Genomic DNA, 22,589 nt, shown 5'->3' on the forward strand with positions numbered 1-22,589 from the left:
CGAGCCGGCAGGACCGACCGGACGGGACCGAGTCAATGATCGAAGCGCGGCGGCTGCACATCCTCCGTGCGGTGGCCGACCACCGTACGGTCACGGCGGCGGCCGCCGCGCTCTACCTCACGCCGTCCGCGGTCTCCCAGCAGCTCGCGGCCCTCGAGCAGGAGACCGGTCACCGGCTGGTCGAGCGCAACGCCCGCGGGGCGCGCCTCACCCCGGCCGGCGAGATCCTACTGGACCACGCCAACGCCGTCCTGGCCCAGCTGGAGCGGGCCGAGTCCGAACTCGCGGCCTACGGCTCCGGAGAGGCCGGTACGGTCACGGTGGCCGCGTTCGCCACCGGCATCGGCCTGGTCGTCGCCCCGGCCATCACCGGACTCGCCCGCACCTCGCCCGGCATCCGGGTGCGGGTGCGGGACGCGGAGGGCGACGAGAGCCTGCTGATGGTCCTGGACCGGCAGGTCGACGTGGCGGTCGCCGTCGAGTACCGCGGCGCCCCCGGCGAGGACGACGCCCGGCTCACCCGCGTCCCGCTGTACGCGGAGCCCTTCGACGCCGTCCTGCCCCCCGGCCACGGCCTCGCCGACGGCGAGCGGGTCGCGCTGGCCGACCTCGCCCGGGACGCCTGGATCGGCCAGTCCGCCGGCAACCCCTGTCACGACGTGACCGTCCTCGCCTGCGAGTACGCGGGCTTCGCCCCCCGTCTGGAGCACTCCTCCGACGATTTCCGCGCCGTCGTCGCGCTCGCCTCGGCCGGGGCGGGCGTGGCCCTCGTCCCGCGTTCGGCCCTCCGCGGCATGGAACTCGCCGATGTCGTCATCCGGCCGGTCGACGGCGTCGCCCCCACCCGCCGGGTCTTCGCCGCCGTCCGGCGCGGGGCCGAGGAGCATCCGCTGATCAGCCCGGTCCTGGCCGCGCTGCGCGCGGCGGCGGAGCCCGCCGGCTGATCCACGGCGTGCGCCCCCGCCGCCGGCCCGCCCATCATGGAAGGGCTGCCGGATCTTCTCAGGAGGCGCCATGGCCGTGACCGAAGGGACCGTGCCGTTCCGCGGCTTCCACACCTGGTACCAGGCCGTGGGCCCGCTGCCGTCGGTGGGGGAGAAGGTGCCGCTCCTCGTGGTCCACGGAGGGCCCGGGCTGCCGCACGACTATATGGAGGACCTCGCCGCCCTCGCCGGCGAGGACGCGGGCCCCGGCCGGCTCGGGAGCGGCGGCGAGGACGCGGGCGCCAGCAAGGGCGGGGACGACGCGGGCGCCCACCCCGACGGAGGTCCTCCCGTGGGCGGCCGGACCGTCGTCTTCTACGACCAGCTCGGCTGCGGCCGGTCCGAGACGGCCGAGGACCCCGCCCTGTGGACGATGGAGACCTTCGTCGCCGAGATCGACGCCGTCCGCGGCGCCCTCGGACTGGACCGGGTCCACCTCCTCGGCCACTCCTGGGGCACCCAGGTGCTGCTGGAGTACATGCTCGGCAAGCCCTCCGGGGTGGTCTCTCTCGTGCTGGCGGGCCCCATCGCCGACGCCCCCGCCTACGCCGCCGAGGCGCGGCGGCTGAAGGACTCCCTCCCTGCGGAGGTGCGCGAGGTGATCGACCGCTGCGAGGCGGAGGGCACCACCGACGACGACGCCTATCTCGGCGCGGCCATGGCCTTCTACCAGCGGTGGCTGTGCCGTCTGGACCCCTGGCCCGAGCACGTCGTGCGCTCCGTCCTCACCCTGCGGGAGGAGGTGAACGCGGCGCTGTGGGGCCCGGAGTGGAACGTCACCGGAAGCCTGAAGGACTGGGACGTCAGCGCCCGGCTGGGCGAGCTCGACCTGCCCGTCCTGCTGACCTCCGGACGCCACGACGTGGTGGTGCCCGACCTCGTCCGGCCCCTGGCGGACGCCATCCCGGGCGCCGCGTGGGTCCTCTTCGAGGACAGCGCCCACCTCGCCTCCGTCGAGGAGCCGGAGCGCTACCGCCGCGTCGTGGAGGAGTTCCTCACCGATGCGGAGGCCGAGACCGTGACCGCGACCGAGACCGCGACCGATACCGATACCGACACCGGGCACCGCTGAGCGGCGCCCGTCCCCGCCCTGCTCAGTCGGCCGATCTGGTCCACCCCACCGCGTCGATCCGGGCCGCGTCCGACGCCCGCGCCTCGTCGAAGAGGGGCCGGCCCGCGCCGTCGAGGATCCGCAGCCCGTCCACGTACACCCCACGCCCGACGTAGCGCCCGTCCGTCGTGTACCGCCAGCGCAGGCGCACGGATGCGGAACCCCAGGTCGTGAGGTCGGCGGCCGCTTCGTACCAGACCCGTCCGGACCAGCCGCCCACCGCGCCGGACGGCCGGGGCCGGGGCTCCTCGCCCCTGCGCACGGTGGTGAACGGCACCGGCCCCCAGGTCGCTCCGTCGTCCCGGGACGCCTCCAGGAAGGCGGCGTCCGCGCCGGGTTCGGTGTCCCACCACACGGCGCACCGCAGCCGCGCGGCGCCCGGCGGCAGTGCGGGAAGGGCGAGCGTGGCGGTCGTGGCGCTCGCCATCCCCGAGAACCAGGCCGTCCGGCCGTGAGCCGGGCGGACCGGCACGGCGCGGGCCAGCGCGTCGGCCGCCGCGACCCGGGGCGCCGAGCCGGAGCGCCAGGTCCGCACGGGGTGGACGGAGTTGCCGAGGACGACGAGGAACGCGTCGGTGGTCGGGTCCAGGACCAGGCTGGTGCCGGTGAAACCGGTGTGGCCGGCCGTGCGCGGGGTGGCCATCGCGCCCATGTACCAGTGCTGGTGGAGCTCGAAGCCGAGGCCGTGCTCGTCGCCCGGGAACGCGGTGTTGAAGTCGGTGAACATCAGCTCCACGGACTCCGGGGCGAGGATCCGGGCGCGGCCGTACGCCCCGCCGTTGAGGAGCGTGCGGGCCAGCACCGCCAGGTCCCACGCGCAGGAGAAGACCCCGGCGTGCCCGGCCACCCCGCCCATGCCGTAGGCGTTCTCGTCGTGGACCTCGCCCCACACCATGCCCCGGTCGAGACCGGACCAGGGGAGCCGGGCGTCCTCCGTCGCCGCGATCCGCGGCCGCCAGGAGGGCGGCGGGTTGAACCGTGTGCGGCGCATGCCGAGGGGGTCGGTGATCTCCTCGCGGAGCAGGACGTCCAGCGGGCGGCCGGTGATCTCCTCCAGGACCAGCTGGAGCGTGATCAGGTTCAGGTCGGAGTAGAGGTACGCCGTTCCCGGCGGGGCGGCGAGTACCTCGTTCCACAGCAGCCTCAGCCGCCCCTCCCGCGTCGGCTCCTTGTAGAGCGGGATCCAGGCCCGGAACCCCGAGGTGTGGGTGAGCAGCTGACGGACCGTGACGTCCTGCTTCCCGCCCCCGCCGAACAGCGGGAGGTACGTCGTGACCTTCGCCTCCAGCCCCAGCGCCCCGCGCTCGATCTGCTGGACCGCGAGGAGCGAGGTGAACAGCTTGGAGACGGACGCGAGGTCGAAGACCGTGTCCTCGGCCATCGCGATCCGCCGCTCCTCGGGGAGTTCGACGCCGGTGTCCGTCTTCTCGTCGTAGCGCGCGTACCGTACGGCCGAGCCGATGGCCCGGTGCAGCGCGACCGTTCCGCCCCGCCCGGCGAGCAGCACCGCGCCCGCGTACCAGGGGTGGGCGGGGGAGGGGCCGAGGTACGTCTCGGCTTCTGCGACGAGCCGGTCGAGCGGCCCGGGAAGCAGCCCGGCGCGTGCCGCGGAGCCGTACCGCAGCGTGGTCCTGCCGGTCGGGCCGGGCCGTCCCGCACGGGCGGCCCCGGAGGCGGCGGCGGCCCCCGGAATCGAGCCGACCATCACCGCACCTCCCAGGGCCAGCAGCCCGCCGCCGAACACCCGGCGGCCGACGCCCCGGCCCGGTGCGCCCGCTGTCGCTTCCTCCGTCATCCCCTACCCTCTCCCATGCCACTGAAAGAATCCTTCGGGAACACCCATCACATCTGAAACTTTCTTACCGGGGCGGGAAGGCGTCAAGGAAGCGGTCGGTGCCACAAAGAATCTGACGTGGCATCAGAAACTCTCTTCCCTCGTCCGCTCCGCTGCGGCATCCTGCCGCCCATGAAGACGGAGCTGAGCCAAAAACTGGGGATCGAGCACGCCATCTTCGGCTTCACGCCCTTCCCCGCGGTGGCCGCCGCCCTCACCAGAGCCGGCGGATTCGGCGTCCTCGGCGCGGTCCGCTACACCGCCCCCGACGAGCTCGCCCGCGACCTCGACTGGATGCAGGAGCACACCGAGGGGCTGCCGTACGGCCTCGACGTCGTCATGCCGGCCAAGAAGGTCGAGGGGGTGAGCGAGGCGGAGGTGGAGGCGATGATCCCCGAGGGGCACCGGGAGTTCGTCCGTACGACCCTCGCCAAGCACGGCGTCCCCGAACTCGCCGAGGGAGAGGCCTCCGGCTGGCGCATCACCGGCTGGATGGAACAGGTCGCCCGCGACCAGCTCGACGTCGCCTTCGACTACCCCATCAAGCTCCTCGCCAACGCGCTCGGCTCCCCGCCCGCCGACGTCGTCGCCCGCGCCCACGACCGGGACGTCCTGGTCGCCGCCCTCGCCGGCAGCGCACGGCACGCCCGCCACCACGCCGACGCCGGCATCGACATCGTCGTCGCCCAGGGGTACGAGGCGGGCGGCCACACGGGCGAGATCGCCTCCATGGTCCTGACCCCCGAGGTCGTCGACGCCGTCTCCCCGCTGCCCGTCCTCGCCGCGGGCGGCATCGGCAGCGGCGAACAGATCGCCGCCGGCCTCGCCCTCGGCGCCCAGGGCGTCTGGCTCGGCTCGCTGTGGCTCACCACCACCGAGGCCGAACTCCACTCCCGCGCTCTGACCGCCAAGCTCCTCGCCGCCGGCTCAGGGGACACCGTCCGCTCCCGCGCGCTCACCGGCAAGCCCGCCCGCCAACTGCGCACCGAATGGACCGACGCCTGGGACGACCCCGACGGGCCCGGCACCCTCCCCATGCCCCTCCAGGGCCTCCTCGTCGCCGAGGCCGTCTCCCGTATCCAGAAGTACGAGGTCGACTCCCTGCTCGGCACACCCGTCGGGCAGATCGTCGGCCGGATGAACTCCGAACGGAGCGTCCAGCAGGTCTTCGACGAGCTCACCCGCGGCTTCGAGCGGGCCGTCGACCGCGTCAACCGCATCGCAGGACGGAGCGAGTGATGAGCCAGCCGCCCAACGGATTCTGGTCCCAGGCCGCCGCCGACCCCTCCCGCACCGTCCTGGTCGCACCGGACGGCACGGAGTGGACCGCCGGACGCCTCCACGCCGACGCCAACCGGCTCGTCCACGGACTGCGCGCGGCCGGCCTGGAGCGGGGCGACGCCTTCGCCGTGGTCCTCCCCAACGGCGTCGAGTTCCTCACCGCCCACCTCGCCGCCACCCAGGCCGGTTTCTACCTCGTCCCCGTCAACCACCACCTGGTGGGCCCGGAGATCGCCTGGATCGTCGCCGACTCCGGCGCCAAGGTGCTCATCGCCCACGAACGCTTCGCCTCCGCCGCGACCGCCGCCGCCGACGAGGCCGGACTGCCCGCGGGCCGCCGCCACGCGGTCGGCGCGATCCCCGGCTTCCGCCCGTACGGCGAGCTCCTCGCGGGCTTCCCCGCGACGGCGCCCGAGGACCGCACCCTCGGCTGGGTCATGAACTACACCTCCGGCACCACCGGCCGCCCCCGCGGCATCCGCCGCCCGCTGCCCGGCAAGCTCCCCGAGGAGACCCATCTCGGCGGCTTCCTCGGCATCTTCGGCATCCGGCCCTTCGACGGCAACACCCACCTCGTCTGCTCACCGCTCTACCACACCGCCGTCCTCCAGTTCGCCGCGGCGGCCCTGCACATCGGTCACCCCCTGGTCCTCATGGACAAGTGGACGCCGGAGGAGATGCTGCGGCTGATCGACACCCACCGCTGCACCCACACCCACATGGTCCCCACCCAGTTCCACCGCCTGCTCGCCCTCCCCGAGGAGGTGCGCGGCCGCTATGACGTCTCCTCCATGCGCCACGCCATCCACGGCGCCGCGCCCTGCCCCGAACACGTGAAACGGGACATGATCGACTGGTGGGGCGGCTGCGTCGAGGAGTACTACGCGGCGAGCGAGGGCGGCGGAGCCTTCGCCACCGCCGAGGAGTGGCTGAAGAAGCCGGGCACGGTCGGCAAGGCCTGGCCCATCAGCGAACTCGCCGTCTTCGACGACGACGGCAACCGCCTCCCCGCCGGCGAACTCGGCACCGTCTACATGAAGATGACCACCGGCGGATTCACCTACCACAAGGACGCGTCGAAGACCGCGAAGAGCCGCATCGGCGACTTCTTCACCGTCGGCGACCTCGGCGTCCTCGACGAGGACGGCTACCTCTTCCTCCGCGACCGCAAGATCGACATGATCATCTCGGGCGGGGTCAACATCTACCCGGCCGAGATCGAGGCCGCCCTCCTCGCCCACCCCGCGGTCGCCGACGCCGCCGCCTTCGGCATCCCGCACGCCGAGTGGGGCGAGGAGGTCAAGGCCGTCGTCGAGACGGCCGAAGGACACGAGCCCGGCGACGCCCTCGCCGCCGACATCCTCGACCACTGCGCCCGGCGGCTGGCCGGCTACAAGCGCCCCAAATCCGTGGACTTCATCCTGTCGATGCCCCGCGACCCCAACGGCAAGCTCTACAAACGACGGCTCCGCGAGCCGTACTGGGAGGGCCGCGACCGGTCGGTGTAGCGGGCGGACGAGCCGGGCCGGGCGGGTGAGCCGGGCCGGGCGGGTCAGTCGGGCCGGGCGGGTGAGCCGGGCCGGGGCGTGCGCCCCGGCCCCCCGACCCTTATGGCCGGTGTGCACACCCTTTGTGGCAGTATGCTGATCATGAGTTCGAGCGCGGCAGGGCTGGCACGGCAGTGGACCACCTGGGGACCGGTCGTGGCGGCCGTCGCCCTCGGCCTCGCGTGGGGCAGGGACCTACCCGGCTTCGCCGTCGCGCTCATCGCGGTCTGCCTGATCGCTGCCGTCCTCGCGGCCGTGCACCACGCCGAGGTCGTCGCCCACCGCGTCGGCGAACCCTTCGGCTCGCTCGTCCTCGCCGTCGCCGTCACGGTCATCGAGGTCGGACTGATCGTCAGCCTCATGGTGGGCGGCGGCGAGAAGACCTCCACGTACGCCCGCGACACGGTCTTCGCGGCCGTCATGATCACCTGCAACGGCATCGTCGGCCTCTCCGTCCTCGTCGGCGCCCTGCGCAACCGCGTCGCCGTCTTCAACGCCGAGGGCTCCGGCGGCGCGCTCGCCACCGTCTGCACCCTCGCGACCATGACGCTGGTCCTGCCCTCGTTCACCACCAGCCACCCCGGCCCCGAGTTCTCCAGCGCCCAACTCGCCTTCGCCGCCGTCGCCTCGCTCTGCCTCTACGGCGTGTTCGTCGCCGTCCAGACCTTCCGGCACCGCGACTACTTCCTGCCCGTCACCCCCGACGGCCGGGAGGCCCCGCTGTCGGAGGACGACCACGCCGCACCGCCGACCGCCCGGCTGACCTGGATCAGCCTCGGCCTGCTGGTCCTCGCCCTGATCGCCGTCGTCGGCAACGCCAAGCTCGTCTCGCCGACCATCGAGGACGCCGTGCAGTCCGCGGGCCTGCCCAAGGCCGTCGTCGGCGTGGTCATCGCCCTGATGGTCCTGCTCCCCGAGACCCTCGCGGCGGTACGGGCGGCCCGCCGCGACCGGATGCAGACCAGCCTCAACCTCGCGTACGGCTCCGCCATCGCCAGCATCGGCCTGACGATTCCGGCGATCGCGCTCGCCTCGATCTGGCTGTCCGGCCCCCTGGTACTCGGGCTCGGCCCCCTCCACATGGTGCTGCTGGTCCTCACCGCGGTGGTGAGCGCCCTGACCGTGGTGCCCGGCCGGGCCACGCTCCTCCAGGGCGGCGTCCACCTCTCCATCTTCGCCGCGTTCGTCTTCCTCTCGTTCAGCCCCTGACCTTGACCCGCCCCCCGCACCCGCCGAGGATCGCGCCATGGAACGACTCCTGAGCAGCACCGTCGACGGCGTCCTGCGGACGAGCGCGCGGCGCGTCCCCGAACGGACCGCCGTCCGGTACGCCGACCGCTCCTGGACCTACGCGGAGCTGGACGCGGCCGTGAGCACCGCCGCCGCCGTCCTGCGGGAGCGGTACGGCCTGGCGGAGTCCGCCCGCGTCGCGACCTACGGGCACAACTCCGACGCCTATCTGATCGCCTTCCTGGCCTGCTCGCGCGCCGGTCTGATCCACGTGCCCGTCAACCACCACCTCACCGGCGACGACCTGGCGTACATCCTGGAGCAGTCCGGGAGTTCCCTGGTCCTCGCCGATCCGGGGCTCGCCGGCCGGATCCCCGAGGGCTTCGCCGTGACGGCGCTCCGGGACACGGACGACTCCTTCCTCGCGGCCCTCGCCGAGCCGGACACGTACGACACGCAGCCGGTCACGGACGACACGCAGCCGGTCACGGACGACGTCGGCCGCGACTCCCGCGCGTACGTCCAGCTCCTCTACACCTCGGGTACGACCGCCCTGCCGAAGGGCGCGACGATGACCCACCGCGCGCTGGTCCACGAGTACGCCAGCGCGATCGAGGCGCTGGACCTCCACGAGGACGACAAGCCCGTCCACGCGCTGCCGCTCTACCACTCCGCGCAGACGCACGTCTTCCTGCTGCCGTATCTGGCGGTCGGCGCCGAGAACACCCTCGTCGACGCGCCCGATCCGGCGGTCCTCTTCGACCTGATCGAAGCCGGGCGCGCCGACAGCCTCTTCGCCCCGCCGACCGTCTGGATCGGCCTGGGCAACCACCCGGACTTCGCCGCCCGCGACCTCTCGGCCCTCCGCAAGGCGTACTACGGCGCCTCGATCATGCCCGTCCCCGTCCTGGAGCGGCTGCGGCAGCGACTGCCGGGCCTGCGCTTCTACAACTGCTTCGGACAGAGCGAGATCGGGCCCCTCGCCACCGTGCTCGGCCCCGACGAGCACGAGGGACGGATGGACTCCTGCGGCCGGCCCGTCCGCTTCGTCGAGGCCAAGGTCGTCGACGAGGACGGCAGGGACGTCCCCGACGGGACGCCCGGCGAGATCGTCTACCGCTCGCCGCAGCTGTGCGACGGCTACTGGGACCGGCCGCGGGAGACCGAGGAGGCCTTCCGTCACGGCTGGTTCCGCTCGGGTGACCTCGCCGTCCGGGACGCCGAGGGCTACTTCACGATCGTGGACCGGGTGAAGGACGTCATCAACTCCGGCGGCGTCCTGATCGCTTCCCGGCAGGTCGAGGACGTCCTCTACACCCATCCGGACGTGGCGGAGGTCGCCGTCGTCGGGCTCCCCGACGAGCGGTGGATCGAGGCGGTGACGGCGATCGTCGTGCCGCGCGGCGGGGCCACCGAGGCGGAACTCCTCGACCACGCCCGCGCGAGGCTGCCCCACTTCAAGGCGCCCAAGAAGGTCGTCTTCGTGGACGAGCTGCCGCGCAACGCGAGCGGGAAGATCCTGAAGCGGGAGCTACGGGACCGCTTCGCGGCGTCCTGAGGCCGCGGGGGTCGCCCGGGACCGCACCCGCGTCGCCTTCCCGGCGGGCCCGGCGCCCGCCCGGGCCGGCTTCCCCTCCTGACGCTCCGGCGCCCGACCAGGCCGGCGCCCGCCCCGGGCCGGCGCCTCCTCCTGGCGCTGCTCCGGTGCCCGCCCCGGGCCGGCGCCCCCTCCTGACGCTGCTCAGGCGCCCGCCCCGGGCCGGCGCCCCTGTGGCCGGTCAGGCGCCCGGCCCCCGCGTCGCCGTGGTCAGCGCTCGTCGCGCAGGTCCACGATCCGCTTGATCTTGCCCACGGACCGCTCCAGCGTCTCGGGGTCGACCACCTCGACCCCGACCGACACCCCGATCCCGTCCTTGACCGCCTGCGCGATCGACCGGGCCGCCTCCGAGCGCTGCTCGGGCGTCGCCTCCGGGCGCGCCTCGGCCCGTACGGTCAGGGCGTCGAGCCGCCCTTCCCGGGTCAGCCGCAGCTGGAAGTGCGGGGCGACCCCCGCCGTCCGCAGCACGATCTCCTCGACCTGGGTGGGGAAGAGGTTCACTCCGCGCAGGATCACCATGTCGTCGCTGCGGCCGGTCACCTTCTCCATCCGCCGGAACACCCGCGCCGTGCCCGGCAGCAGCCGGGTCAGGTCCCGTGTGCGGTAGCGGACGACGGGCATGGCCTCCTTGGTGAGCGAGGTGAACACCAGCTCGCCTTCCTCCCCGTCCGGCAGCACCTCGCCCGTGACCGGGTCCACGATCTCGGGGTAGAAGTGGTCCTCCCAGATGTGCAGACCGTCCTTGGTCTCCACGCACTCCTGCGCCACCCCCGGGCCCATGACCTCCGAGAGTCCGTAGATGTCCACGGCGTCGATGGCGAACCGTTCCTCGATCTCCCGCCGCATGGCCTCCGTCCACGGCTCGGCGCCGAATATCCCCACCTTGAGCGAGGTGGTGCGGGGGTCGACGCCCTGGCGCTCGAACTCGTCGAGCAGCGTGAGCATGTACGAGGGCGTGACCATGATGATCTCGGGCTCGAAGTCCTGGATGAGCTGGACCTGGCGGGCCGTCATGCCGCCGGACGCGGGGATGACCGTACAGCCGAGGCGCTCCGCGCCGTAGTGCGCGCCGAGCCCGCCGGTGAAGAGGCCGTAGCCGTACGCCACGTGGACCCGGTGGCCGGGGCGTCCGCCGGCCGCGCGGATCGAGCGGGCGACGACGTCCGCCCAGGTGTCGAGGTCGCGGTCGGTGTAGCCGACGACCGTCGGACGGCCGGTGGTCCCGCTGGAGGCGTGGATCCGCCGGACGCGGGAGCGGTCGACGGCGAACATGCCGAAGGGGTACTGCTCGCGCAGATCGGTCTTGGCGGTGAAGGGGAAGCGGGCGAGGTCGGCGAGCGAGCGGCAGTCCTCGGGGCGCACTCCGGCCTTGTCGAAGGAGCGGCGGTAGAAGTCCACGTTCTCGTACGCGTGCCGCAGGCTGGAGCGCAGCCGCTCCAGCTGCAAGGTCTCCAGCTCCGCGCGCCCGAGCCGCTCGCCGCTGTCCCACAGGTCCGTCATGCGCCGTACTCCCGTCCCGCCGTCCGTCACCCCCGTAAATCGGGCGACCGATCATTCGGTTGATCCGTTCGGTTCAGTAAATCCGCCGGGACCCGGTCCTTGGCAAGGGGGCGGGCGCGGTTTTCCGGATTCGGGCGCGTGCGGGGGTCCGCGGGGGAGACCGTGTCGGCAGAGGGGGCGGGATCACGCGATGGAGTGTGTTTGACCGCATCCGTGCGATTTCGTGCGACAGCGGGGGAGGGGACAGGGAGAGCACCGGACCCGCACCCGCACCCTCGAAGGCCGCCCCATGACCACGACCGTCACCCCCCAGCCCACCGACGCCCCCCAGGTCCACTTCTGGGCCGTGCCCGACCTCACCGGTCTCGACTTCGACCCCTTGCTCGCCCGGCTGCTCCACGAGGACCCGGTGACCCGCGTCCGGCTTCCCCACGGCGAGGGGCACGCCTGGCTGGTCACCCGCCACGAGGACGTGAAGTTCGTCTCCGTCGACCCCCGCTTCAGCCGGCAGGCCGTCTGGGGACGCCAGGTGACCCGGCTCGCCCCCCACTTCATCCCCATGGACGGTGCCGTCGGCTTCGCCGACCCGCCCGACCACACCCGGATGCGCCGCGTCGTCGCCCGCGCCTTCAGCGCCCGCGCGCTGGGGTCCCTGCGGGACCACGCCCAGGCCACCATGGACCGCCTCCTCGACGAGGTGGAGCGACACGGCGCCCCCGCCGACCTCATGGCGATGGTCAACCGTCCCTTCCCGCTCGCCATGGTCAGCGAACTGATGGGCGTGCCCGAGGACGAGCAGCCCCTGACGGCCCACTGGTCCGACACGATCATCTCCGCCGCGGCCGGCCGCGAGGCCAGCGAGCGGGCCAAGGACGAGATGGGGAAGTACTTCACCGACCTCATCGCCCGCAGCCACGGCACGGGCGAGGAGACGCTCGTCGCCGTCCTCGCGGACGCCGTGGACGACACCACCCTCGAGGAGCACGAGGCCGTCGGCCTCGCCGTCCTCATCCAGATCGGCGGCGCGCACGCCGTGCGCAACAACAGCGCCAACATGGTCTACGCCCTCCTCACCCACCCCGAGCACCTCGCCCGGCTGCGGGCCGAACCCGCTCTGCTGCCCCGCGCCGTCGACGAACTGCTGCGGTACATCCCGCACCGCAACGCCGTCGGACTCTCCCGGATCGCCATGGAGGACGTGGAGGTCGGCGGCGTCCTCATCCCGCGCGGCGACCCCGTCTACGTCTCCTACCTGACGGCCAACCGCGACCCGGAGGTCTTCCCCGACCCCGAGCGCCTGGACTTCGACCGCGACCCCAACCCCCACGTCGCCTTCGGTCACGGACCCCACTACTGCCCGGGCTCCGCACTCGCCCGCATCGAGTCCGAGATCCTGCTCGACTCGCTCTGGACGCGCTTCCCCGGGCTCCGCCTCGCCGTGCCGGAGGACGAGATCCAGTGGCAGCGCGGTGCCCTGATCCGGGGTCCCGAGACCCTTCCGGTCACATGGTGACCCGGTCGGACCGCCCGGCCCGGCCGCACGGCGACAGGACGGCCACGAGAGGACGTATGGCGCGATGACGGCGATCCGGACACGTGACGGGCTCGTGGTGCCGCCCGGCCACGGCAGGACCCTCACCACCGCGGCGCAGCGGGTCACCTTCAAGGTCACCGGCGAGCACAGCGCGACCGCCTCCACCTTCGAGGTCGAGGTCCCGCCCGGCTTCGACGTCGGCGCCCACACCCACGGCCACAGCGAGGAGCTGTTCTACGTCCTCGAAGGCGAGCTGGACGTCCTCGCCTTCGAGCCCCTGGTGCGCACCCCCGACCGCTGGCGGGACTGGGAGTCCGCCGCCGGCGACCGGGTCGTCCGGGCCACGCCCGGCACCCTCATCCTCGTCCCGCCGGGCTGCCCGCACGCCTTCGCCAACCCGACGGGGGACCCCGCGAGGATGCTGTTCCAGGCGTCCCCGCCACCGGACCACGAGAGGTACTTCGAGGAGCTGCTGGACATCCTCGGCTCGGGCGCAGACGTCGACCACACGGCGGTGGAGGCACTGCGCCGCCGCTACGACATCGAACAGCTCACCCCCCTGCGCCACGCCCATGACGTGACGCCGACGGACTGAGCGGGGGGGGGCTACCGCAACACGACCTAGCAGCGGCCAGCCCAGTGCGAGGGGCGCTCGAAGCCCTCGGGGAGGAGCGTGGCCGCGTCGCCGCGGGCGGCGTTCAGCTGGGGCTGGGTCAGGAAGAGCGCGCCGGTCAGGTCCGCGCCGGAGAGGTCGGCGTCCCGCAGGTCGGCACCGATCAGGTCGGCGAGGGAGAGGTCGGCGCCGCTCAGGTCGGCGGCGATCAGCAGCGCCCCGCGCAGATCCGCGCCCCGCAGCTTCGCCCCGCGGAGCCGGGCGCCGATCAGGTCGGCGCCCCGCCGGTTCTTCGGCTTGCCGCCGGCCGTGGCCCGGACCAGCGCGCCGGCCTTCAGCAGCAGCGGGTTCACCTCGGCGCGGACGCCGGCCACGTCCAACTTCTCCAGCGCGTCCGCGGAGCCCTCGGTAAGCCCCTCCACCCGGGCCAGCAGGCTCCGCGCCTCGGCGTGCAAGGGGCGGGCGGCGGGCCGTGCGAGGACCTCGGTGAGATAGCGCAGCAGTTCGTGGAGCTGCCGCATCACGGGAAAGACCTCGTACATCTGCCCCGCCGTCTCCGGCGCCTCCCGCCAGGAGACGCCGCCGAAGGTGACCTGGGAGACCTTCTGGCCGGCGCCGAAGCAGTCGTACACCGTGCAGCCCGAGAAGCCGCTCGGCCGCAGCCTGGTGTGGATCCCGCAGCGGAAGTCGTCCCCCAGGTTCCGGCACGGATCGCCGGACGCCTTGTCCACCGCGAAGTCCGCCGACCGGGCGAAGGGAAGCGCCACACAGCACAGCCCGAAGCAGTTCGCGCAGTCACCGCGCAGGGTCTCGGGCATGGTGGTGCGCTTCCTTCGTACGGGGGGCCGGACGTCCACACGGGCACGCGGCCCCGCCGGACGGACATCTCACCGTATCGCGCCCCGCCGGGGCGGGCCTCACCCCCGGGCCCGCGAGCTGCGCCGCCCCCCGCCCCCCTCAGCTCTTCGCGTCCTCTGCCGTCGCCACCGACCGGGCCCAGCGGTAGTCCGCCTTGCCGCTCGGGGAGCGCTGGATGATGTCGGTGATCACCAGCTGCCGGGGGATCTTGTAGCCGGCCAGCCGGGTGCGGCAGTGGGACTGGACCGCGTCCAGGTCGAGCCGTTCCGCCCCGGCGCGCAGTTGGACCACCGCGGCCACGCGGTTGCCCCACGTCGCGTCCGGCACGCCCGCGACGAGGGCGTCGTAGACGTCCGGGTGGGACTTGAGCGCCTGCTCGACCTCTTCCGGATAGACCTTCTCGCCGCCGGTGTTGATGCACTGCGAGCCCCGGCCGAGGACGGTCACGATGCCCTCCTCGTCCACGGTCGCCATGTCGCCCAGGAGGACCCAGCGTTCGTCGCCCTTCCGGAAGAAAGTCTCCGCCGTCTTCGCCGGGTCGTTGTAGTAGCCGAGCGGCACGTGCCCCCGCTGGGCCAGGCGCCCGATCCCGCCCACCGGCACCGGCTCGTAGGTGGCCGGGTCCACCACCCGGGTGCGCTCGTTGACCTCCAGTCGGAAGCCCTTCTCCGGGCCGGAGTCGTCCGTCGCCTTGCCGTTGGAGCCGGACTCGGAGGAGCCGAAGTTGTTCAGGAGCAGCACGTTCGGCACCAGCTCCTGGAACTGCGCCCGCACCGTGTCCGACATGATCGCCCCGGACGAGGAGACGCTGAACAGCGACGAGAGGTCCGTGCCCTTCAGCGGCCCGTGCAGCGCGTCCACGAGCGGCCGGAGCATCGCGTCGCCCACCAGGGACACGCTGGAGACCTTCTCCTTCTCGATCGTGCGGAGCACTTCCTCGGGGACGTACTTGCGGTGGACGACGAGCCGCTGGCCGTAGTTGAAGGCGACGAACGAGGTCAGCGTCGACGTGCCGTGCATCAGCGGGGGAGTCGGGAAGAAGGTCAGTCCGGAGCCGCGCGCCGCCACCCGCTCGGCCAGCTCCTCGGGTCGCTTCACCGGCTCGCCCGCCGGTTCGCCGCCGAAGAGACCCGCGAAGAAGAGGTCCTCCTGGCGCCACATGACACCCTTCGGCATCCCGGTCGTCCCACCGGTGTAGATGATGAAGAGGTCGTCGCCCGACCGCTCGGGAAAGCCCCGCTCCGGAGATCCCGCCGCCTCGGCGTCGGTGAAGGCCGTGCACCGCAGGGCCGGGGCCGCCGCCTCGTCCTCGGGCCGGGTCCCCACCCGCACGAGGTGCCGCAGCTTCTCCGTCCGCGGCAGCGCGGCGGCAACCCGCCCGGTGAACTCCGCGTCGAAGACGAGCGCGGCCAGATCGGCGTCCCGGTAGAGATAGACCAGCTCCTCCTCCACGTAGCGGTAGTTGACGTTCACCGGGACGATCCGCGCCTTGAGGCAGGCCAGCACGGTCTGCAGGTACTCGACCCCGTTGTAGAGGTGCAGACCCAGGTGCTCGCCCGGCCGGATGCCGGAGTCGATCAGATGGTGGGCGACGCGGTTGGCGGCCGCGTCGAGCTGCGCGTAGGTGAGCCGGCGCTCGGAGCCGGTGCCGGGGTGGTCGACGTAGACGAGCGCCTCGCGGTCCGGGACCACGTCGACGACCGACTCGAACAGGTCGGCAAGGTTGTACTCCACCGTTCCTCCTGACCCCGCTGATCGTCACGGCCGGAACCGACCCGGGCGGTCATTAGAGCGCCGACCGGCGGAGGGCGGAAGGGGTCCCGCAGAAGAAACTGACTGAGTGTCAGAAAACTATTGAACTGGACCCCCTCCTACTGCAACCTGTTCTAGGTCTGGAGACGGGAGACGTCATGGGTGGGACCGAACACCTCACCGTGCGGCGCGAAGGCGCCACACTCGTGCTCACACTCGACCGGCCGGAGGCCAAGAACGCGCTCTCACTTCCCATGCTGGTCGGGTTGTACGACGGCTGGCTGGAGGCCGACGCCGACGACAGCATCCGCTCCGTCGTCCTGACCGGCTCCGGGGGAGCGTTCTGCGCCGGCATGGACCTCAAGGCGCTCGCCGGCAAAGGCATGGAAGGCGAGCAGTACCGGGACCGGATGAAGGCCGACCCCGACCTGCACTGGAAGGCGATGCTGCGCCACCACCGCCCCCGCAAACCGGTGATCGCCGCCGTCGAGGGCCACTGCGTGGCAGGCGGCACGGAGATCCTCCAGGGCACCGACATCCGGGTCGCCGGCGCCTCCGCCACCTTCGGCCTCTTCGAGGTGCGGCGCGGACTCTTCCCCATCGGCGGGTCCACCGTCCGGCTGCCCCGCCAGATCCCCCGCACCCACGCCCTGGAAATGCTGCTGACCGGCCGCCCCTACAGCGCCGAGGAAGCCGCCCGGATCGGCCTCGTCGGCCGGGTCGTCCCCGACGGCCGGGCCCTGGAGACCGCCCTCGACATCGCCGAGCGGATCAACGCCTGCGGCCCCCTCGCCGTCGAGGCCGTCAAGGCGTCGGTCTACGAGACGGCCGAGATGACCGAGACCGAAGGACTCGCGGCCGAACTCCGGCGGGGCTGGCCGGTCTTCGAGACGGCGGACGCGAAGGAAGGCGCCCGCGCCTTCGCCGAGAAGCGCGATCCGGTGTACCGCCGCGAGTGACCGGCGGGACCCGAGCAGCGGCCGCTGCCCCGCGGCACCGCCCACCTCACGGAAGGAACCCCGATCCATGACCGCCGCCCCCGCACCGGACATCCTCCGCGCGCCCCTCGTCGTCGAGTTCCCCTTCACCCGCTCCCTCGGGCCCGTCCAGTCCGCCTTCCTGACCGGGCTGCGCGAGCGGACCGTGCTCGGGGTGCGGGCCGGTGACGGTCGCGTGCTGGTCCCGCCCGTCGAGTACGACCCCGTGACCGCCGCCGAACTGCGCGCCCTCGTCGAGGTCGCCCCCACCGGGACCGTCACCACCTGGGCCTGGAACCACGAACCGAGCCGCGGACAGCCGCTGACGACCCCCTTCGCCTGGGTCCTCGTCCGCCTCGACGGCGCCGACACCGCCCTGCTGCACGCCCTGGACGCACCCGGCCCCGAGGCCGTCCACACCGGCATGCGGGTCCGGATCCGCTGGGCGGAGGACCGGCACGGCGCCATCACCGACATCGCCTGCTTCGAACCGTGCGCGGACGACACCACGCAAGCCGATCGCCGAGGCACCGCAGCCGGCCACTCGGCCACCGAAGCCGGCCACCCCGCCACCGAAGCCGACCGTCCCGCCACCGCAGTCCGCGACCACGACGGGCTTTTCCCCGACCCCGTCACCGGCATCGTCGCCCCCGCCCGACTGGACTACACGTACAGCCCCGGACGCGCCCAGACCGGCTACCTCCACGCCCTCACCGAACGCAGGACCGTCGGCGAACGCTGCCCCTCCTGCACCAAGGTCTACGTGCCGCCCCGCGGCGCCTGCCCCACCTGCGGCGTCGCCACCACCGACCGGACCGAGGTCGGCCCGCGCGGCACCGTCACCACCTTCTGCATCGTCAACATCAAGGCGAAGAACCTCGACATCGAAGTCCCCTACGTCTACGCCCACATCGCCCTCGACGGCGCCGGGCTCGCCCTGCACGGCCGGATCGGCGGCATCCCCTACGACCAGGTCCGCATGGGCCTGCGCGTCGAGCCCGTCTGGAGCGACGACAGCCGCTACCCCGACCACTACCGCCCCTGCGGCGAACCCGACGCCGACTACGAGACGTACAAGGAGCTGCTGTGAGCGCCGAGCGAGCCACGCCCGAGCGGCAGGTGGCGATCGTCGCCTTCGCCCAGACCGACCACCGGCGGCACACGGACGAACTCTCCGAGGTCGAGATGGTCATGCCCGTCCTCCACGACGTGCTGCGCCAGACCGGCCTGTCGACCGCCGACATCGGCTTCACCTGCTCCGGCTCCTCCGACTACCTCGCCGGACGCGCCTTCTCCTTCACCATGGCCCTCGACGGCGTCGGCGCCTGGCCGCCGATCTCCGAGTCCCACGTCGAGACGGACGGCGCCTGGGCCCTCTACGAGGCCTGGGTGAAGCTCCTGACCGGCGAGGCCGACACCGCGCTCGTCTACGCCTCCGGCAAGTCCTCGGCCGGCAACGTACGCGAGGTCCTGACCCGCCAGCTCGACCCCTACTACCTCGCCCCCCTCTGGCCCGACTCCGTCGCCCTCGCCGCCCTCCAGGCCCAGGCGCTCATCGACGCCGGCGACACCGACGAACCGGCCCTCGCGGGCATCGCCGCGCGCAACCGCCAGGACGCGGCCGCCAACCCGCACGCCCAACTGCCCGGCGCCCGCCCCCAGGGCGACTACCTCGTCCGGCCCCTGCGCACCGGAGACTGCCCGCCCGTCGGCGACGGCGCCGCCGCCGTGATCCTGGCGGCCGGGGACCGGGCCCGCGAACTGTGCGCCCGCCCCGCCTGGATCCGGGGCATGGACCACCGCATCGAGGCCCACTCCCTCGGCGTACGCGACCTGACCGACTCGCCCTCCACCCGGCTGGCCGCCGAACGCGCCGGCGCCTTCGAACGGCCCGTCGACACCGCCGAACTCCACGCGCCCTTCAGCGCGCAGGAGGTCGTCCTGCGCAAGGCCCTCGACCTCGACGAGAGCGTCAGGGTCAACCCGTCCGGCGGGGCCCTCGCCGCCAACCCGGTCATGGCCGCCGGACTCGTCCGCCTCGGCGAGGCCGCCGCCCGCATCCACCGCGGCGCCTCCGACCGCGCCCTCGCCCACGCCACCTCCGGCCCCTGCCTGCAGCAGAACCTGGTCGCCGTCCTGGAAGGGGAATCACGTGCCTAAGGAGCCCGTGGCCGTCGTCGGGATCGGCCAGACCAAACACGTCGCCGCCCGCCGCGACGTCTCGATCGCCGGACTCGTCCGCGAAGCCGCCGTCCGCGCCCTGGAGGACGCCGGGCTGACCTGGGCGGACGTCGACGCCGTGGTCATCGGCAAGGCCCCCGACTTCTTCGAGGGCGTGATGATGCCGGAGCTGTACCTCGCCGACGCCCTCGGTGCCGTCGGCAAGCCCATGCTCCGCGTCCACACCGCCGGCTCGGTCGGCGGCTCCACCGCCCTCGTCGCCGCGAACCTCGTGGCCGCCCGGGTCCACCGCACGGTCCTCACCCTCGCCTTCGAGAAACAGTCCGAGTCCAACGCCATGTGGGGCCTGTCCCTGCCCGTCCCCTTCCAGCAGCCGCTGCTCGCCGGCGCCGGCGGATTCTTCGCCCCGCACGTGCGCGCCTACATGCGCCGCACCGGCGCGCCGGACACCGTCGGCTCCCTCGTCGCGTACAAGGACCGCCGCAACGCGCTGAAGAACCCCTACGCCCACCTCCACGAACACGACATCACCCTGGAGAAGGTCCAGGCCTCCCCGATGCTCTGGGACCCGATCCGCTACTCCGAGACCTGCCCGTCCTCCGACGGCGCCTGCGCGATGATCCTCACCGACCGGGCCGGCGCCGAGCGCGCGCCCCATCCGCCCGCCTGGGTCCACGGCGGCGCGATGCGCAGCGAACCCACCCTCTTCGCCGGCAAGGACTTCGTCTCGCCGCGGGCGGGCCGGGACTGCGCCGCCGACGTCTACCGGCAGGCGGGCGTCACCGACCCGCGCCGGGAGATCGACGCGGTCGAGATGTACGTCCCCTTCTCCTGGTACGAGCCGATGTGGCTGGAGAACCTGGGCTTCGCGGAGGAGGGCGAGGGCTGGAAGCTCACCGAGGCCGGCGTCACCGAGCTCGACGGGGACCTGCCCGTGAACCCCTCCGGCGGAGTCCTCTCCACCAACCCGATCGGCGCCTCGGGCATGATCCGCTTCGCCGAGGCCGCGCTGCAGGTCCGGGGGCAGGCGGGAGAGCACCAGGTGGAAGGCGCGCGCAGGGCGCTCGGACACGCGTACGGAGGGGGCGCGCAGTTCTTCTCGATGTGGCTCGTGGGGGACCGGCCGCCGGCCTCCTGAGGTCTGTCGGGCGCCCGTACCGCTCGCTACGCTGAGGCCGGACGACGACGCGGGATGCGGGAGGAGCACGGACGTGACGGACAGCACCACCACCACCCAGCACGCCTTCGCGGCCTGGGACAAGCCGGAACTCGACCTCAGCAACGCCGACTGGCGCTCGGGGAGCCAGGGCGCGGGAGACGTCCAGATCGCCTTCGTCGAAGGGTTCATCGCGATGCGCAACGGCGGACGGCCCGAAGCTCCGTCGCTGATCTTCAGCCCGGCGGAGTGGCGGGCGTTCGTGGGCAACGCGCGCGACGGCGAGTTCGACCTGACGTGACGCGCCGTCACGTCTGGGGGAGGTCCCGCCCGGCCTAGGGTGGTGATCATGAGTGCAGAGCGTGATCTGACCCGGCTCGTCGCCGGGATGCGGCCGGAGCTGAACCCCGGCCGCTTCGTCTTCGCCACCGTGGCCGGCCCCGTCCCGGCGGGCGTCGCCCCGGTCGCCACCGTCGCCGAGAGGGAAGGGCTCACCCTGGTCGTACGCCAGGAGGAGGCCGACGCGGCCGCGCTGGCGTACGACTATGTGGCGGGCTGGATCACCCTGCGGGTCCACTCCGCCCTGGACGCCGTCGGCCTGACGGCGGCGGTCGCCCGCGAACTCGCCGAGGCGGGCCTGAGCTGCAACGTCGTCGCGGGCTTCCACCACGACCACCTCTTCGTCGAACACGCCCGCGCGGAGGAGGCCTTGATGGTCCTCCACACCCTGTCCGAACGCGCGTCCCGCTCCGCGGCCTGAGGGGCGGTACGGCGCCCGGTGGGAGCCGGAGGGCGGCGAGGCGGCGGGTGGCCGCCGGTGTGGGTCGCCTTCCCCGGGCAGGCGCCCGTCTCCGGCGGGGCCGGCAGGGAGACCGGGAGCGGCCGCGCTGCCCGACGTAGCCCGGCGGACCGGGGCGGCACCTGCCCGAGGCGAGGGGGGCGTACGGCGCGGTGGCCGGGGGTGGCTGCCCCGCCGGGCGGGCGTACGGCGAGGTGCGCGCGGCCCGTGTTCGGTTCGGCCCTTCGGCGCGGTGCTCGGCGTGCGCGCCCTGGTCCGGCCGCGCCCGGGGCCCGAGCGGGTGGGTTCGCCGCTGGGGCGATGTCCCACCCTGGCTCCCTCCTCCGCCGGGCGAGCGACCTCCCCGACCTGACCCGAGCTGTCCCGGACGGCCCAGTGCGGCCTCTCGCCGAGGCCGCCCCGGGCCCCGCCGGGCGCGGCGTCCCCCAGCCCCGCCCCCTTACCCGCGCCGAGCCGCCCCGTCCCCGGACGCCCGCCCCGCCCCCGTGCCGGTCGCTCACGCCGACGCCCATCCCGCCCCACCGGGCATGGTGTCCCCCAGCCCCGACCCTCGCCCCTCCCGCTCGCGCCGAGGCCCATCCGGACCGGCGTCGCCCCCTGGGGGAACCTGTCCCCGAGCCCCAGGACCCGTGTCGCCCCGCCCGCCCCGAGAGGCCCCCGGACCCCCTCGGGAGCGGGCGCGTCGGCTTGCGGTGTGGCCCCGCCCCGGCGCGCCGTGTCCGGCGCCCGGGCACGTACCATGGCCGTATGTCCTTCCTCCGCCGCCGCAGCGCCGCCACCCCCGCGGGCCCGGACTTCGATGTCCTGGCCATGGACCCGGGCGACTGGCCCGGCAACCTCGGCGCCGGTCTGCTCCCCGCCCCCGACGGCACCTGCCAGGGCGTCTTCCTGCGCTACGACCTCTTCGGCGGCCGCGGCCCCGCGATGATCATCGGGAACCTCCCCGCGGGCTCCCCGGCGCGCGAGCTGGCCGACGGGCAGATCCCCTTCGAGGTCGCCCAGCTCCTCGCGGCGCTGGAGAACGACGAGCCGGTCGAGGTCGTGGAGACCGAGGACATGCCGGTCATGCAGGGTGACAACCTGCTCATCGTCCGCCGCGTCAAGCTCTCGGAGAGCCGCATCTCCTGCGTGCAGTTCGACCGCAGCGACAACGTCCTCGTCACGATCGCCAGTTGGGACCGGCCGATCACGGACGACCTGTACGCTCTGCTCAAGCCGCTGCCGGCCGAACTGTTCCAGCAGGGCTGAGGGAGGGGCGGGGGCCGATGAGCGCACGCGTCGACAGCTGGATCTGGGCGGTCCGCCTCACCAAGACCCGCTCGCAGGCCGCCGCGGCCTGCCGGGCCGGCCACGTCAAGGTGAACGGCGAGCGGGCCAAGCCCGCCCAGCCGGTGAAGCCGGGCGACGAGGTCCGCCTCTTCCACGGCGGCCGGGAGCGGATCGTCGAGGTGAAGGAGCTGCTCACCAAGCGCGTCGGTCCGCCCGTCGCCGCCACGGCCTACGTCGACAACAGCCCGCCGCCGCCCCCGCGCGAGCACGTCGCCCTCGCGGGCGTCCGCGACCGGGGTGCCGGGCGTCCGACCAAGCGCGAACGCCGCGAGCTCGACCAGTTGCGCGGCCACCGCCCGGCCTGAAC

General features: G+C 73.4%; 20 protein-coding genes. 16 read left to right on the forward strand and 4 right to left on the reverse strand.

Annotated features, from left to right (window positions below):
• The first annotated feature begins 35 nt into the window (after positions 1 to 35).
• Together ACZ6RC_RS17485 and ACZ6RC_RS17490 are read left to right on the forward strand one after the other, a co-directional pair.
• Entirely contained in the window at positions 36 to 944 is a 909-nt protein-coding gene (locus tag ACZ6RC_RS17485; RefSeq protein ID WP_391137308.1) for a LysR family transcriptional regulator, read from the forward strand.
• 70 nt (positions 945 to 1,014) lie between these two features.
• Positions 1,015 to 2,055: a proline iminopeptidase-family hydrolase gene (locus ACZ6RC_RS17490; RefSeq protein WP_469583829.1), complete on the forward strand. Its 1,041-nt coding sequence runs from the start codon at positions 1,015 to 1,017 to the stop codon at positions 2,053 to 2,055.
• Positions 2,056 to 2,077: 22 nt separating this feature from the next.
• On the opposite strand, the gene ACZ6RC_RS17495 is transcribed toward ACZ6RC_RS17490, so the two are convergent.
• On the reverse strand, positions 2,078 to 3,889 hold the full coding sequence (locus ACZ6RC_RS17495; protein WP_469583832.1) for a serine hydrolase domain-containing protein: 1,812 nt from the start codon (positions 3,887 to 3,889) through the stop codon (positions 2,078 to 2,080).
• 171 nt (positions 3,890 to 4,060) lie between these two features.
• Here ACZ6RC_RS17495 and ACZ6RC_RS17500 point away from each other — a divergent pair, with 171 nt between their 5' ends.
• The 4 genes from ACZ6RC_RS17500 (at position 4,061) to ACZ6RC_RS17515 (ending at position 9,544) form a co-directional block, all read left to right on the forward strand.
• On the forward strand, positions 4,061 to 5,167 hold the full coding sequence (locus tag ACZ6RC_RS17500; RefSeq protein WP_469583835.1) for an NAD(P)H-dependent flavin oxidoreductase: 1,107 nt from the start codon (positions 4,061 to 4,063) through the stop codon (positions 5,165 to 5,167).
• Entirely contained in the window at positions 5,167 to 6,717 is a 1,551-nt protein-coding gene (locus ACZ6RC_RS17505) for an acyl-CoA synthetase (RefSeq protein ID WP_391137296.1), read from the forward strand. Before ACZ6RC_RS17500 ends, ACZ6RC_RS17505 begins: the two co-directional genes overlap by 1 nt.
• 141 nt (positions 6,718 to 6,858) lie before the next feature.
• Complete coding sequence (locus tag ACZ6RC_RS17510) at positions 6,859 to 7,965, forward strand: calcium:cation antiporter (RefSeq protein WP_391137293.1); 1,107 nt, start codon at positions 6,859 to 6,861, stop codon at positions 7,963 to 7,965.
• 37 nt (positions 7,966 to 8,002) lie between these two features.
• On the forward strand, positions 8,003 to 9,544 hold the full coding sequence (locus tag ACZ6RC_RS17515) for a fatty acyl-CoA synthetase (RefSeq protein WP_469583839.1): 1,542 nt from the start codon (positions 8,003 to 8,005) through the stop codon (positions 9,542 to 9,544).
• Between the two features lie 249 nt (positions 9,545 to 9,793).
• On the opposite strand, the gene paaK is transcribed toward ACZ6RC_RS17515, so the two are convergent.
• Positions 9,794 to 11,083 carry a phenylacetate--CoA ligase PaaK gene (paaK, locus tag ACZ6RC_RS17520; RefSeq protein ID WP_469583842.1) on the reverse strand — a complete coding sequence of 430 codons (1,290 nt, stop codon included), beginning with the start codon at positions 11,081 to 11,083 and terminating at the stop codon, positions 9,794 to 9,796.
• A 289-nt stretch (positions 11,084 to 11,372) separates the two neighbouring features.
• Here paaK and ACZ6RC_RS17525 point away from each other — a divergent pair, with 289 nt between their 5' ends.
• Positions 11,373 to 12,596: a cytochrome P450 gene (locus tag ACZ6RC_RS17525; RefSeq protein WP_469583845.1), complete on the forward strand. Its 1,224-nt coding sequence runs from the start codon at positions 11,373 to 11,375 to the stop codon at positions 12,594 to 12,596.
• A gap of 64 nt (positions 12,597 to 12,660) precedes the next feature.
• A complete protein-coding gene (locus ACZ6RC_RS17530; RefSeq protein ID WP_469583848.1) occupies positions 12,661 to 13,212 on the forward strand; it encodes a cupin domain-containing protein in 552 nt (183 codons plus the stop codon).
• A 26-nt stretch (positions 13,213 to 13,238) separates the two neighbouring features.
• Here ACZ6RC_RS17530 and ACZ6RC_RS17535 read toward each other — a convergent pair whose 3' ends face one another.
• Positions 13,239 to 14,048: a pentapeptide repeat-containing protein gene (locus tag ACZ6RC_RS17535; RefSeq protein WP_453616899.1), complete on the reverse strand. Its 810-nt coding sequence runs from the start codon at positions 14,046 to 14,048 to the stop codon at positions 13,239 to 13,241.
• Positions 14,049 to 14,187: 139 nt separating this feature from the next.
• The gene (locus tag ACZ6RC_RS17540; protein ID WP_469583851.1) at positions 14,188 to 15,822 is read right to left on the reverse strand and encodes an acyl-CoA synthetase; all 1,635 of its coding nucleotides are present in this window, start codon (positions 15,820 to 15,822) and stop codon (positions 14,188 to 14,190) included.
• A gap of 176 nt (positions 15,823 to 15,998) precedes the next feature.
• On the opposite strand from ACZ6RC_RS17540, the gene ACZ6RC_RS17545 reads away from it, so the two are divergent.
• The 8 genes from ACZ6RC_RS17545 (at position 15,999) to ACZ6RC_RS17580 (ending at position 22,587) form a co-directional block, all read left to right on the forward strand.
• On the forward strand, positions 15,999 to 16,799 hold the full coding sequence (locus tag ACZ6RC_RS17545; RefSeq protein WP_391137273.1) for a crotonase/enoyl-CoA hydratase family protein: 801 nt from the start codon (positions 15,999 to 16,001) through the stop codon (positions 16,797 to 16,799).
• Between the two features lie 67 nt (positions 16,800 to 16,866).
• Complete coding sequence (locus ACZ6RC_RS17550) at positions 16,867 to 17,907, forward strand: Zn-ribbon domain-containing OB-fold protein (RefSeq protein WP_469583856.1); 1,041 nt, start codon at positions 16,867 to 16,869, stop codon at positions 17,905 to 17,907.
• Positions 17,904 to 18,977, forward strand: coding sequence for a thiolase domain-containing protein (locus ACZ6RC_RS17555; RefSeq protein WP_469583859.1), 1,074 nt, complete (start codon positions 17,904 to 17,906; stop codon positions 18,975 to 18,977). The genes ACZ6RC_RS17550 and ACZ6RC_RS17555 overlap by 4 nt, the downstream gene beginning before the upstream one ends.
• Positions 18,970 to 20,136 carry a thiolase domain-containing protein gene (locus tag ACZ6RC_RS17560; protein WP_391137264.1) on the forward strand — a complete coding sequence of 389 codons (1,167 nt, stop codon included), beginning with the start codon at positions 18,970 to 18,972 and terminating at the stop codon, positions 20,134 to 20,136. The genes ACZ6RC_RS17555 and ACZ6RC_RS17560 overlap by 8 nt, the downstream gene beginning before the upstream one ends.
• 73 nt (positions 20,137 to 20,209) lie before the next feature.
• The gene (locus ACZ6RC_RS17565; protein WP_391137261.1) at positions 20,210 to 20,455 is read left to right on the forward strand and encodes a DUF397 domain-containing protein; all 246 of its coding nucleotides are present in this window, start codon (positions 20,210 to 20,212) and stop codon (positions 20,453 to 20,455) included.
• 48 nt (positions 20,456 to 20,503) lie between these two features.
• The gene (locus ACZ6RC_RS17570; RefSeq protein ID WP_391137258.1) at positions 20,504 to 20,914 is read left to right on the forward strand and encodes an ACT domain-containing protein; all 411 of its coding nucleotides are present in this window, start codon (positions 20,504 to 20,506) and stop codon (positions 20,912 to 20,914) included.
• Positions 20,915 to 21,700: 786 nt separating this feature from the next.
• Entirely contained in the window at positions 21,701 to 22,201 is a 501-nt protein-coding gene (locus tag ACZ6RC_RS17575; protein WP_391137255.1) for a hypothetical protein, read from the forward strand.
• 17 nt (positions 22,202 to 22,218) lie between these two features.
• Positions 22,219 to 22,587 (forward strand): RNA-binding S4 domain-containing protein, encoded by a 369-nt coding sequence (locus ACZ6RC_RS17580; protein ID WP_391137252.1) that lies wholly within the window; start codon positions 22,219 to 22,221, stop codon positions 22,585 to 22,587.
• Positions 22,588 to 22,589: the final 2 nt, after the last annotated feature.

The sequence above is a fragment of the Streptomyces sp. NPDC048353 genome (assembly GCF_055587165.1).

Excerpts from the sequence above, each read along its gene's own strand:
- ACZ6RC_RS17485 (WP_391137308.1), top strand. The coding sequence starts at position 36 with ATGATCGAAGCGCGGCGGCTGCACATCCTCCGTGCGGTGGCCGACCAC.
- ACZ6RC_RS17490 (WP_469583829.1), top strand. The coding sequence starts at position 1,015 with ATGGCCGTGACCGAAGGGACCGTGCCGTTCCGCGGCTTCCACACCTGG.
- ACZ6RC_RS17495 (WP_469583832.1), bottom strand. The coding sequence starts at position 3,889 with ATGACGGAGGAAGCGACAGCGGGCGCACCGGGCCGGGGCGTCGGCCGC.
- ACZ6RC_RS17500 (WP_469583835.1), top strand. The coding sequence starts at position 4,061 with ATGAAGACGGAGCTGAGCCAAAAACTGGGGATCGAGCACGCCATCTTC.
- ACZ6RC_RS17505 (WP_391137296.1), top strand. The coding sequence starts at position 5,167 with ATGAGCCAGCCGCCCAACGGATTCTGGTCCCAGGCCGCCGCCGACCCC.
- ACZ6RC_RS17510 (WP_391137293.1), top strand. The coding sequence starts at position 6,859 with ATGAGTTCGAGCGCGGCAGGGCTGGCACGGCAGTGGACCACCTGGGGA.
- ACZ6RC_RS17515 (WP_469583839.1), top strand. The coding sequence starts at position 8,003 with ATGGAACGACTCCTGAGCAGCACCGTCGACGGCGTCCTGCGGACGAGC.
- paaK (WP_469583842.1), bottom strand. The coding sequence starts at position 11,083 with ATGACGGACCTGTGGGACAGCGGCGAGCGGCTCGGGCGCGCGGAGCTG.
- ACZ6RC_RS17525 (WP_469583845.1), top strand. The coding sequence starts at position 11,373 with ATGACCACGACCGTCACCCCCCAGCCCACCGACGCCCCCCAGGTCCAC.
- ACZ6RC_RS17530 (WP_469583848.1), top strand. The coding sequence starts at position 12,661 with ATGACGGCGATCCGGACACGTGACGGGCTCGTGGTGCCGCCCGGCCAC.
- ACZ6RC_RS17535 (WP_453616899.1), bottom strand. The coding sequence starts at position 14,048 with ATGCCCGAGACCCTGCGCGGTGACTGCGCGAACTGCTTCGGGCTGTGC.
- ACZ6RC_RS17545 (WP_391137273.1), top strand. The coding sequence starts at position 15,999 with ATGGGTGGGACCGAACACCTCACCGTGCGGCGCGAAGGCGCCACACTC.
- ACZ6RC_RS17550 (WP_469583856.1), top strand. The coding sequence starts at position 16,867 with ATGACCGCCGCCCCCGCACCGGACATCCTCCGCGCGCCCCTCGTCGTC.
- ACZ6RC_RS17570 (WP_391137258.1), top strand. The coding sequence starts at position 20,504 with ATGAGTGCAGAGCGTGATCTGACCCGGCTCGTCGCCGGGATGCGGCCG.
- ACZ6RC_RS17575 (WP_391137255.1), top strand. The coding sequence starts at position 21,701 with ATGTCCTTCCTCCGCCGCCGCAGCGCCGCCACCCCCGCGGGCCCGGAC.
- ACZ6RC_RS17580 (WP_391137252.1), top strand. The coding sequence starts at position 22,219 with ATGAGCGCACGCGTCGACAGCTGGATCTGGGCGGTCCGCCTCACCAAG.